The organism is Campylobacter sp. 2018MI01 (genome assembly GCF_018501205.1).
Taxonomy (GTDB): Bacteria; Campylobacterota; Campylobacteria; order Campylobacterales; family Campylobacteraceae; genus Campylobacter_E.
In genome coordinates, this window is the sequence record NZ_JAHCZE010000056.1 from 1 (window position 1) to 11,159 (window position 11,159).

The 11,159-nt window shown below is 27.9% G+C and carries 12 protein-coding genes; 11 read left to right on the forward strand and 1 reads right to left on the reverse strand.

What is annotated here, in order from left to right:
• From KJQ97_RS07780 to KJQ97_RS07825, 10 genes are all read left to right on the forward strand, one after another.
• Positions 1 to 272, forward strand: a 272-nt coding sequence (locus KJQ97_RS07780) for a hypothetical protein (protein ID WP_214120475.1), incomplete at its 5' end; no start/stop codon positions are given.
• A gap of 10 nt (positions 273 to 282) precedes the next feature.
• On the forward strand, positions 283 to 1,431 hold the full coding sequence (locus KJQ97_RS09945; protein WP_214117448.1) for a GGDEF domain-containing protein: 1,149 nt from the start codon (positions 283 to 285) through the stop codon (positions 1,429 to 1,431).
• Positions 1,428 to 2,714, forward strand: coding sequence for an MFS transporter (locus KJQ97_RS07790; protein WP_214120476.1), 1,287 nt, complete (start codon positions 1,428 to 1,430; stop codon positions 2,712 to 2,714). Before KJQ97_RS09945 ends, KJQ97_RS07790 begins: the two co-directional genes overlap by 4 nt.
• A 21-nt stretch (positions 2,715 to 2,735) precedes the next feature.
• The gene (locus KJQ97_RS07795; RefSeq protein ID WP_214120477.1) at positions 2,736 to 4,493 is read left to right on the forward strand and encodes a Na+/H+ antiporter NhaC family protein; all 1,758 of its coding nucleotides are present in this window, start codon (positions 2,736 to 2,738) and stop codon (positions 4,491 to 4,493) included.
• Positions 4,486 to 5,505, forward strand: a complete 1,020-nt coding sequence (locus tag KJQ97_RS07800; RefSeq protein WP_214120478.1) for a tRNA (uridine(54)-C5)-methyltransferase TrmA — start codon at positions 4,486 to 4,488, stop codon at positions 5,503 to 5,505. Before KJQ97_RS07795 ends, KJQ97_RS07800 begins: the two co-directional genes overlap by 8 nt.
• Positions 5,492 to 6,691, forward strand: a complete 1,200-nt coding sequence (gene ilvA / locus KJQ97_RS07805; protein ID WP_214120479.1) for a threonine ammonia-lyase — start codon at positions 5,492 to 5,494, stop codon at positions 6,689 to 6,691. The genes KJQ97_RS07800 and ilvA overlap by 14 nt, the downstream gene beginning before the upstream one ends.
• The gene (gene glyS / locus KJQ97_RS07810; protein ID WP_214120480.1) at positions 6,688 to 8,685 is read left to right on the forward strand and encodes a glycine--tRNA ligase subunit beta; all 1,998 of its coding nucleotides are present in this window, start codon (positions 6,688 to 6,690) and stop codon (positions 8,683 to 8,685) included. The genes ilvA and glyS overlap by 4 nt, the downstream gene beginning before the upstream one ends.
• Positions 8,669 to 9,409 carry a DUF815 domain-containing protein gene (locus KJQ97_RS07815; RefSeq protein ID WP_214117442.1) on the forward strand — a complete coding sequence of 247 codons (741 nt, stop codon included), beginning with the start codon at positions 8,669 to 8,671 and terminating at the stop codon, positions 9,407 to 9,409. The genes glyS and KJQ97_RS07815 overlap by 17 nt, the downstream gene beginning before the upstream one ends.
• Positions 9,402 to 10,061 carry a hypothetical protein gene (locus tag KJQ97_RS07820; protein WP_214120481.1) on the forward strand — a complete coding sequence of 220 codons (660 nt, stop codon included), beginning with the start codon at positions 9,402 to 9,404 and terminating at the stop codon, positions 10,059 to 10,061. The genes KJQ97_RS07815 and KJQ97_RS07820 overlap by 8 nt, the downstream gene beginning before the upstream one ends.
• On the forward strand, positions 10,058 to 10,633 hold the full coding sequence (locus KJQ97_RS07825) for an NUDIX hydrolase (protein WP_250325867.1): 576 nt from the start codon (positions 10,058 to 10,060) through the stop codon (positions 10,631 to 10,633). The genes KJQ97_RS07820 and KJQ97_RS07825 overlap by 4 nt, the downstream gene beginning before the upstream one ends.
• 94 nt (positions 10,634 to 10,727) lie before the next feature.
• On the opposite strand, the gene KJQ97_RS07830 is transcribed toward KJQ97_RS07825, so the two are convergent.
• Complete coding sequence (locus tag KJQ97_RS07830) at positions 10,728 to 10,874, reverse strand: hypothetical protein (RefSeq protein ID WP_214120482.1); 147 nt, start codon at positions 10,872 to 10,874, stop codon at positions 10,728 to 10,730.
• A 97-nt stretch (positions 10,875 to 10,971) separates the two neighbouring features.
• Between KJQ97_RS07830 and KJQ97_RS07835 the strand changes: the two genes are divergently transcribed.
• Positions 10,972 to 11,159: hypothetical protein (locus KJQ97_RS07835; protein ID WP_214120483.1), on the forward strand; the 188-nt coding region annotated here is incomplete at its 3' end.

Sequence of the window (11,159 nt, forward strand, 5' to 3'; positions counted from 1 at the left end):
CTTTTGTATTAATTTTAGAAGAAGAAAGCTCTAAGTTTTATTTCTTACTTGAATCAATAAGCAAAGATTTTGATAAGATGATTAGAAAGAAAAAAGATAATTTTGATATTTATTTAAAAATTGTTGCAAAATACCACAAGCATATAGATACTCAAAAAAGACCTAAAGTTTTATTAGAAAAAATAAATGAAACCGTAAAATTAAAATATGAAACAAAAACAATGGGTCGTGAGTATATATTGTATAAAAGTGGATATGACGATATAAATTAAAAGGTTTAAAGTGGTTAAATATGAAGTTTTGATATTAGTAAATAGTCTATTTTTATTTTTTGCTAGATTTTTTACTGGTTTGATTTTTTATTACAATGGTTTTATAATTACTTCTTATGAAATTTTTGCAACATCTTTATATTATTTAGCTTTTTTATTCTTATTGTTTGTTGGTAGAAAACTTTATAAGAGTTTTGGAGAAAAAAATTATTTTTATAATAGATATAGAAAGATTTTAAATGGTAAAAAATCTTTTAAATCATCATTGTTTAAAAAAATTATAAGAGTAAATTTTATAAGCGTTAGGCATTATGCTTGGTATTTATTTCAATTAGAATCAATTTTTACAGCTACTTATTTTTCTTTAAGTATTGGTTGGGGATATGGATTTGATTTATATCTAATTATGCTTACATCTTATTATTATCTTAATTTAAGAAAATATTCTGCTTTAATTTTTATATTTCCTTTTGTTTATTTCTTGTTATATTTATTTTTATTTTTCTATTGCGACAAGGCGTATCAAGAGCCAGGACAAGTATTTATATATATTATCAATATAATTTGCGTAGTTAGTGCTATATTTTTTACCCAAATTATTATGGAATTAGGTCAGGTTATTAGATTTGTTAATGATGAAAACAGAAAGAGCCATTTAAAAAGACTTACTAGTTTTGACACCTTAACTGAAACTTATCATAAATATTCTTTCTTAGAAATTATGAATGCAAAACTTGAGCATAATGCTGATGAAGATGTAATTACTCAAGCTAGTGTAATAGTAATAGAGATTAATAACTTAAGAAAAATTAACGAAGAATACACAACAGAATTAGGCAACGAAGTCTTAAAAGAATTTGCATATATATTAAGAAAAAATAGTGAAAACTATGAAAAATACATATCTCGTTGGAGTGGAAATGAGTTTTTAGTTTTTATTATTAATGAAGATGAGGTTGTAGTTAAGAGTTATATAGATGAAGTTAGACAAGAAGCTATGAAAAATCGTTTTGGAGTAAAAGGTGCTAAAGTTCAAGTAATTGTAGGTTTATCTCATACTTCATCATTTGATTATCAAATAAATAAATTTATTAGCGAAGCTTATGAAGAATTGGCTATTAATAGAGATAAATTAAATTACGAAAAAGGAGATATATGACAAAAAAATTAAACAAAGAAGAAGTAAAAACTCTAGCCTTAAGCTCACTTGGTGGCACTCTTGAGTTTTATGACTTTATTATATTTGTATTTTTTTCATCTTATTTTGCACATCATTTTTTCCCAAATACGCTTAGTCCGTTTTGGCAAGAGCTAAATACTTATGGAGCATTTGCAGCAGCTTATCTAGCTCGTCCTTTAGGCGGCGTTGTGATGGCACATTTTGGAGATAAATTTGGTAGAAAAAATATGTTTATGCTTAGTATTTTACTTATGGTAATTCCTACTTTTGCACTTGCTATTATTCCAACTTATGAGACAATTGGATATGCAGCCCCTATTGCACTTTTATTTGTTCGTATTTTTCAAGGTATGGCAATAGGTGGAGAGCTACCTGGTGCTTGGGTATTTGTAAGAGAACATAGTGAAGATAACAAAAAAGGTCTATTTATAGGCTTATTAACTTCAAGCGTTGTTGGTGGAATTTTACTTGGTTGTTTGGTTGCACTTATTATGCAGCTTAATTTTACGACTGAAGAGCTAAAGGATTGGGGTTGGAGAATTCCATTTGCTTTAGGTGGTGTTTTTGGAATAATCTCTTTATATCTTAGACGATATTTAAATGAAACTCCTGTATTTAAAAAGATGAAAGAAAGTGATTCTTTAGTAAAACTTCCTATAAAAGATGTTATAGAAAATCATAGATTTGGGATATTTATTTCTATTTTAGTTACTTGGGTTTTAACTGCTTGTGTGGTTGTATTTTTATTAATTGCTCCAAATTTCGTAAAAGCTGTTATGAAATTAGACCCTGTTGATAATACCCTTCTTCAAATGTATGGAATACTTGCTATGATGATTGGTTGTGTTTTAACAGGATTTTTAAGTGATAAATTTGGAATTAGTAGGATTTATAAGATTTTTGCCATTCTTTGGGGTGTTTTTGGTGCGATGTATTTTTATGAGTTGTATATAGGCAAGGATATTAATTTACTTGTGAGTTTTTATTTATTAGCAACTCTTAGTGCAGGACTTATGAACTTTACACCTTTAATTATGGTTGAGATTTTCCCTGCAAAAATTCGTTATAGTGGAATTAGCTTTAGCTATAACCTAGCTTACGCAATAGCAGGATTTATAACTCCTATATTATTGCCGTTTTTAAACAAAGTTGCAATTGGTGAAAATCCACCATTTTTATATCAAATCGGTGGTGGAGCTTATATAGTTTTAGTAGCATTTGTTGCCTTTATTACGGCTTGTTTAGTATCAAAAAGAATGTAGAATTTAAAATAGGAATTTAAAATGAGATTTTTGTTTTTAATGTTTTTTAGTATATTTGCAAACGCAGCTGATACAAGCGTTAGCAATATGCAATTATATGGTGTTTTAACACTTTTACCGCCTTTAATGGCTATTATTTTAGCTTTTATTACTCGTGAAGTAATTTTATCTTTATTTATAGGTGTTTTTACGGGGACTTTTCTTCTAGCTTTTGCTAATTTTTACACAGCAAATATTGTAAATGATACTTATACATTTACTTATAATAATCCATCTTTTATGGATTGGGTAAATTTATTTTTAGCGTCATTTTCAAATATAGTAAAACATTTGCTAGATGCTATGATAGATAGCGATGATGCAGGAGTAATCTTGCAAGTATTTTGTATAGGTGGTGTGGTTGCATTAATTACTAAAATGGGTGGAATAAACGCAGTTGCACTTGCGCTTACTCGTTTTGTAAAAGGTCCTGTTTCAGCTCAAGTTAGCACTTGGCTTATAGGGCTTTGTATTTTCTTTGATGATTATGCAAATAGTTTAACCGTTGGTCCTATTATGAGACCAATTGCTGATAAGTTTAAAATCTCTCGTGAGAAATTAAGCTTCATACTTGATAGCACCGCTGCACCTGTTGCAGGAATTGCGATAATTTCTACTTGGATAGGTATTGAAGTTGGACTTATTAAAACTGCTTATTCTTTAGTAGGAATTAGCGATGTAAATGCTTTTGGAGTATTTATGCAAACAATTCCTTATAGATTTTATAATATCTTTATGCTAATTTTCGTTGTTTTAACAGCTATTCAGCAAAGAGAATTTGGCTCAATGTATATAGCTGAAAAAAATGCTCGTGCAGGAATAGTAAGTGAAGCTGCACTTGATGTTGGAGCTGAACTTGAGCGTGAATTAAAACCAAATGATGGAGTAGAGCATAAAATTAGTGATGCTTTAATTCCTATTTTAACTCTTATTATTACAGCTTTAGCAAGTTTTTATTTTAGTGGTTTAAATGCAATTATAGATGACCCTGATAAAGCAGATGTTTTAAGCAAGATTGAAGAAAATTATTTAAGTTTTTATGCGATAAGAACTACTTTAGGTGAAGCAAACTCAAGCTTGGCATTATTTCAAGCTGCATTATTTGCTAGTGTTGTTGCAGTTATTTTAGGTCTAGTTCGCAAAAAAATTAATCACAAAGAAGCAGTAGAGACTTGGCTACATGGCTGGAAGAGTATGATATTTACAATTGCAATGCTACTTTTTGCTTGGAGCTTAGCTGCAATTGTAAAAGAATTAGGCACTCATAAATACATAGTTCAATTACTATCAGGCTCAACTCCGCATGTATTACTTCCTAGTTTAATTTTCTTAATCGGCTCGGCTATGAGTTTTGCAATAGGCACAAGTTATGGAACTATGGGTATTTTAATGCCTTTAGCAATCCCACTTGCACACGCAGTTGGTCTTGAAGCTGGTATGAGTGGAAATGAACTTCATGAATATATGGTTATAAATATTTCTTGTGTTTTAACAGGTGCTATTTTTGGAAACCATTGTTCTCCGATAGCTGATACCGTAATTTTAAGTGCAATGAGTGCAAAATGCGAATTAAGTGCGCATGTTAAAACTCAAATGCCTTATGCACTTTTAGTATGTGCTATTAGCGTAGTTTTTGGATATATTCCTGTAAGTCTTGGCTTAAATGTGTATTTAACAATTATTTTAGGTGTTGTTATGATGAGCTTAGCACTTCGCTTAATAGGAAAAAAAGTTGAATAAATTTGACTTAGTTTGCAAGGAATTTCAAATTCCTTGCGAGAAGATTTATAAAGATGGCTTAAGAACTAGGGTTAATTTTGCTTTATATAAAAATAATGGCGAAATATCTTATGCTATGTTTAAAGATAAGGTAAAAATAACTGATTTTGATACTTCTTTTATATGTGATGAGATAAGAGAATTTATGCCTAAATTACTTAAGGCTTTAGATGAAGTTTTAAAAGATAAATTATTTGAAATTAGATTTTTTAAGAGCTTTTACACTTTAAATGTTTTGCTTTTATATCATAAAGACATAAAAGAATTTAAAATAGAAAATTATTACGAAAAATTAAGCAAATTAACCAATTTAAAGCTTAATTTAATAATGCAATCAAGAAAACAAAGAATATCATATCCAAGCGATATTTTAGAGCATTTTAGCAATGATATTAAGTATGAGTTTAATGATGAGTGTTTTATCCAACCTAGCTTAAGTATGAATGAAAATATGCTTGAGTTTGCAAAATCTTGTCTTAAAGATAAAAAATGCTATGATTTATTAGAGCTTTATTGTGGATATGGTAATTTTACCTTAGCACTTGCACCATTTTTTAAAAAAGTTTTTGCAACAGAACTTAGTAAAAAAAATGTGGCATTTTTAAATAAAAATTGCAAATTAAATAATGTAAATAATATTTTTACAGCAAGGCTAAAAGATAGTGAAGTAAAAGACGCTTTTAATAAGGTAAGAACTTTTAATAGGCTAAAAGATTTAAATTTAGATGATTTTTGTTTTTCACATATTTTAATAGACCCGCCAAGATGCGGCTTAGGCGAATGTGTTAATTTAGTAAAAAACTATGATAATATAATTTATATTTCGTGCAATCCATTAACGGCTAAAATAGATTTAGAAAAATTATGCAAAACTCACGAGTTAAAAAGATTTGTTTTGTTTGACCAGTTTATAAATTCAGAGCATTTAGAGTGTGGATTTTACCTAGAAAGGAAGAAAGATGATAGAGCTTAGCAAAATATATGCGGCTAAAGAAAAAGTATATGATGTGGCAATTAAAACGCCTTTTAATTATTCAAGATTTTTATCAAATGATAAATATAATATATATTTAAAATGTGAAAATCTTCAAACAATTGGAGCTTATAAGATAAGGGGCGCTTATAATAAGATTGCAAGTTTAAATGAAGAGCAAAAAAAACTAGGAGTAGTTGCAGCAAGTGCAGGAAATCACGCTCAAGGAGTAGCTTTTTCTGCTTCAAAGTTTGGTATAACAGCTCATATCGTAATGCCAGAATCAACACCAGTAAATAAAGTAAGCAGCACAGCTAATTTAGGTGCTAATGTAATACTTAAAGGCGATAATTTTGATGAAGCTTACGCTTACGCAAAAGAGTTAGAAAAGACTAAAAATCTAACCTTTATTCACCCATTTGCTGACCCGTTTGTAATGGCAGGACAAGGGACTATATTTTTAGAACTAATTGAAGAATTAAACAATATTTCTTATATCATCGTTCCAGTAGGCGGTGGCGGTTTAATTAGCGGTATTGTTAGTGCAGCAAAACAAATTAATCCAAATATTAAAGTAATAGGAGTGCAAAGCAAGGGTGCTAGTGCTATGCTAAATAGCTTTAATGAAGGTAAAATCATAAACTCAAACAAGGTAAAAACAATAGCTGATGGTATAGCTGTAAGAGATGTTAATGAAGATAGCTTTAATATAATTAAAAACAATGTAGATGATATGGTTATGGTTAGCGATGAAGAAATAGCTAATGCGGTTTTATTTTTATTAGAGCAACATAAACAAGTAGTTGAAGGTGCAGGAGCAGCAAGTGTAGCTGCTGTAATGCACGGCAAAATTCCTAATCTAAGTGGCAATGTAGTTTGCATTTTAAGTGGTGGAAACATAGATATTACAATGCTAAATAATATTATTGAAAAAGGTCTTATTAAAAGTTATAGAAAAATGCAAATATGCGTAACTTTAATTGATAAAGCAGGGGCATTACTTGATTTAACTAAGGCTTTAAAAGACGCACAAGCAAACATAATAAAAGTTGATTATGATAGATTAGGCACTGATTTTGGTGATGCAAATATTACAATCACACTTGAGACTAAAGGCAAAGCTCATCAAGAAGAAGTTGGAAAAATTCTTAAAGAGCAAGGTTTTACATTTAAGGAGATAAAATGAGAAAGTTTTTAATAGAAATAACTACAGAAGAATTACCTGCAATTCCTTTTTTAAAAGAAGAACCAAATATAAAAGATAAATTAGAAGTGGTTTTAAAAGCAAATAATATTGAATTTAGTAATTTAGAGTTTTTATACACTCCTAGAAGATTTGTTTTTACATTTAAAGCAAACGAAAGAGCAAACGATAGCGTTATAGAATTAATCGGAGCTCCTAAAGAAGTAGCCTATAAAGATGGGAAATTGAGTAAAGCTGGTGAGAGCTTTTTAGCAAAAGCAGATATTAGCGAAAACGAACTTAGCTTTAAAGAAATTAAAGGAAAAGTTTGTTTATATGTAGAAAAAATAGAAAAAGGTAAATTATTTAGCGAATTAATAAATGATATTTTAGAAAGCTTTATTACAAGTCTTAATTTTGGTAAAAGTATGCGTTGGGGTACAAATACTTTTAGTTTTATTCGCCCAATTACTGGACTATGCGTTATGATGGATGATGAATTAATTAATGCAAGTTTGTTTAATATAAACTCAAGTAAAAGTACTTTCGTTCATAGAAATATTAGTATGGATAAAATCTCTTTTAATACCCAAGATGAGTATTTTAAGACTTTAAAAGAAGGCAAAGTTATCTTAAATCCTAAAGATAGATTAGAAATCATTTTAAGTGAGATAAGAAATATTGAAAAATTATGGAATTTAAAAGCTGAAATTGATGAAGAATTATTAGCAGAAGTTGTAGCAATTACTGAATATCCATCAGCGCTTTTAGGTAGTTTTGATAAAGAATTTTTACAAGTTGCACCTGAAGTAATAATTACTTCAATGAAAGAAAATCAACGCTATTTTGCAGTATATAAGGATAATTCTTTAAGCAATAATTTTATAACGATTACAAATTCATTCAATCCTGATTTAGAAACTATAAAAAAAGGTAATGAAAAGGTGTTAAGAGCAAGGCTTAGTGATGCGTTGTTTTTCTGGGAAAATGACTTAAAACTTGGCTTACAACCTGAATTATTAAACAATACAATTTATATGCAAGAATTAGGCACAATAGCACAAAAAGAACAAAGAGAAGAAGAAATTGCCTTAAGATTAGCAAAATTATTTGCTTATGAAAATACAAAAAATATAAAAGATGCAATCTTACTTAGCAAGGCTGATTTAAGGACACAAATGGTAGGCGAATTCCCTGAATTACAAGGAATTGTAGGCTCATATTATGCTGCTAATATGGGGTATTCTAGTGAAGTTTGCACTGCTATTAAAGAGCAATATTTATATGATGTTATCCCAAGCACAAAATTAAGTAAAATTGTAATCTTAGCAACTAGACTTGATACTTTAATGGCTTTATTTAGTATAAACAAGCTTCCAAGTGGTAATAAAGACCCTTACGCATTAAGAAGAGCAGCTTTAAGTATTATTAAAATTCTAATTGATTTAGGCGTTAAATTTAATTTATTAGATTTATTAAACGAGTTTAAAGGTCTTTATAAAGATTATGATAAAGTTAAATTGCTTAATTTTATTACAGATAGATTTAATGCTTTATATAGCGTAAATTCATCTTTTATAAAAGCGGTTTTAAATGTGAATAATAATGATTTAGTAGTAATTGATGAGAATATAAAAGCACTTATAAATCTAGCAAAAGATAAAGATTATGAGAGCAAAATCTCAACATTTAAAAGACTTGCAAATATCATAAAAGATAGTAAAGATTTATATTGTGATGAAAGCAAATTAAGTAATGAATATGAGATTAAATTATATAAAGCTTATAAAGATATTAGTTTTAGTGATGATGTGAGTGATAATTTAGGTAAGATTTTTGCACTTAAACCTATCATTGATGAGTTTTTTGATAATGTTATGATAAATGTTGATGATTTAGAGATTAAAAACAATCGCTTAGCATTAGTTTATAGCATTTATAAGCACATTGCTTGTGTGGCTGATTTAAAAGAAGTTAGTTTTGATAGCATTGTTTAAAGAATTTAAAGCTGCTAGTTATAGAGCAAGAACTAGTAGCTTTAAGCCTATTAAAAACCTTGATTTGGTTGATTTTAAAGACCTTTTGTTTTTGGATAAAGAATTTAATATCTTAAAAAATAATATGAATAATTTTTTACAAAACAAAGCCTATCAGCATTGTTTATTAGCCGGTGCAAAAGGTTGTGGCAAATCTAGTTTAATCAAGGCTATTTTTAATGAATTTATTAAAAGTGATTTAAGAATAGTTGAGGTTTTTAAAGAAGATTTATCGCATTTAAGATATATTATTGATGATTTAAGCGAATTAGAATACAAATTCGTAATATTTTTAGATGATATAAGCTTTAGTATAAATGATGATAGTTTTAAGGCATTAAAGCCGATTTTAGATGGTGGATGCGAGAAATTAAGTGATAATATAATGTTTATTTTAAGTTCAAATTATAAAAATCTTTTAAAATCAAGTAATACAAATTATCAAGACGCTGATTTTAAAGATGAAAGCGATGATAGATTTGCTTTAAAAGAAAGATTTGGAATATGGCTTAATTTTTATTCAATGAGCCAAGAGCAGTATTTAAGCATTGTAAAATCATTATTTAAAGATGAATTTAGTGATGAGATAAAGGCTAAGGCTTTAGAATTTGCAAATTTAAAAGGCACAAAAAATGGTCGTATCGCTAAACAATTTTATGAACTAAAAAAGGATTTGAATGATTAATGGAGCTAGTATTTTTAAAGCGTTATTAAAACATAATTTACAAGGTTCTTATGAATGGCAAAATTATGATGATTTTTCAAAATTTTTAGCTCTTTTAATAGGTCAAAATACCAAGTGGCAAAACACTCAAAAAGCATTAAAAAATGTTGAAATTCCTATTTCAAATTCTATAAACAAACTTGCTTTAATTGATGTAAAAGAACTAGCCGAGTTAATAAAAGCAAGTGGATTTTATAATACAAAAGCAAAAAAAATTAGCGATTTAGCAAGGGCAATTGTGAATGATTTTAGCAGTTTTGATGATTTTATTAATAATGCTAGTTTTGATTGGATTATGGATATTAAAGGCATTGGTTTTGATACGGCTTTAATGCTTAGTAATTTTCTTTTAAAAAAGCCTATTTTTGTGGTTAATTCAAATGCTAAAAGATTTTTAGAACTATTAGGCTATGAGTTTAATAATTACGAAGAAGCTATAGATATTATAGCTAGTGGGCTTGATGATGAGTATTTTTATAAAGCATTAAATACTCAAGATTTGTCATATATTTATATGATTTTTGCTGCAAGTATTGATAATCTAATGCAAAATCATTATAAAAATAAACAATTTGATGAAATAGGGCTTAAGGTTTTAAAGGAGCTTGAATGAAAATTGATATAAGTGATTTTAAAATAGTTGAGTTTAAAAAATCAGATTTTATAAAACCTTTAAGAGCTAGTTTTGTTATAAACGAGCATAAGGTAGATTGGGATTTTATAAAGTCTTTTGATTCTGTTAGTATTATGTTATATCACGAGAGCAAGGATAGTTTTATATTTGTAAAACAATTTAGAGCACCTTTATATTATTACGAAAATTGTAAAGATTATGAGAGTGGATTTTCGGTTGAATTATGTAGTGGGATAATTGATAAAAACAAAAGCTTAGAAGAAATAGCCTTAGATGAATGTATAGAAGAATTAGGATTTAAGCCTAAAAAATTAGTTTATATTAATAAATTTTATACAGGATTTGGTAGTGGGGTAAATACTCAACATTTATTTTTTGCTAGGGTTAGCGATGATGACATTGTAGGAGCTGGTGGCGGCGTTGATAATGGAGAATTCATTAAAAGCGTATATGTAAAAATCAATGAATATGATGAGTTTTTTGCAAAAAATAAAAGAAGTGCTTTGATTGATTATGCTAATTTGTGGTTTAGGTATATTTATAAAAAATAAGTAGATTTAAATTCTTTTAATTTTTAATAATTTTGTATTTTAAAATGCAGTAAAACTTATATATGAATTACGAATAAATTCGTAATTCTTTTGATTAATCATTGATATGTGGGCTGCAATATAATTTGCCATACCAAGTAATCGTGCAGTGATTTACTGGTTTTTTATATTCGTGTCCTGCAGCATATATAACTGAGCTTAAAGCTAACAATAAAATAACAGATGAAAATAATTTCTTCATAATCTCTCCTTTTTTTAAAATTTAGTAAATTATTACTAAAAACTCTTAAAGAAAAATAAAATTAACCGATATAAGTTTAGTTAAAGGAGAGTTAAATATGGATTTAAATATTTGTGATATGGGTGGGTTTTTAAATTCTAGCCTACATAAAATAAAAAATGTAAATAGCACTATTAATCTAAGCCAAATAAGACAAGATATAAAAACAAATAATTTTGAATATAAAACAAGTGATAAAGAATTAAATGTATTTTTTAGCCTTGATAATAAAAGCGTAGGAATTAG

Excerpts from the sequence above, each read along its gene's own strand:
- KJQ97_RS07820 (WP_214120481.1), top strand. The coding sequence starts at position 9,402 with ATGATTAATGGAGCTAGTATTTTTAAAGCGTTATTAAAACATAATTTA.
- KJQ97_RS07795 (WP_214120477.1), top strand. The coding sequence starts at position 2,736 with ATGAGATTTTTGTTTTTAATGTTTTTTAGTATATTTGCAAACGCAGCT.
- KJQ97_RS07825 (WP_250325867.1), top strand. The coding sequence starts at position 10,058 with ATGAAAATTGATATAAGTGATTTTAAAATAGTTGAGTTTAAAAAATCA.
- glyS (WP_214120480.1), top strand. The coding sequence starts at position 6,688 with ATGAGAAAGTTTTTAATAGAAATAACTACAGAAGAATTACCTGCAATT.
- KJQ97_RS07830 (WP_214120482.1), bottom strand. The coding sequence starts at position 10,874 with ATGAAGAAATTATTTTCATCTGTTATTTTATTGTTAGCTTTAAGCTCA.
- KJQ97_RS07790 (WP_214120476.1), top strand. The coding sequence starts at position 1,428 with ATGACAAAAAAATTAAACAAAGAAGAAGTAAAAACTCTAGCCTTAAGC.
- ilvA (WP_214120479.1), top strand. The coding sequence starts at position 5,492 with ATGATAGAGCTTAGCAAAATATATGCGGCTAAAGAAAAAGTATATGAT.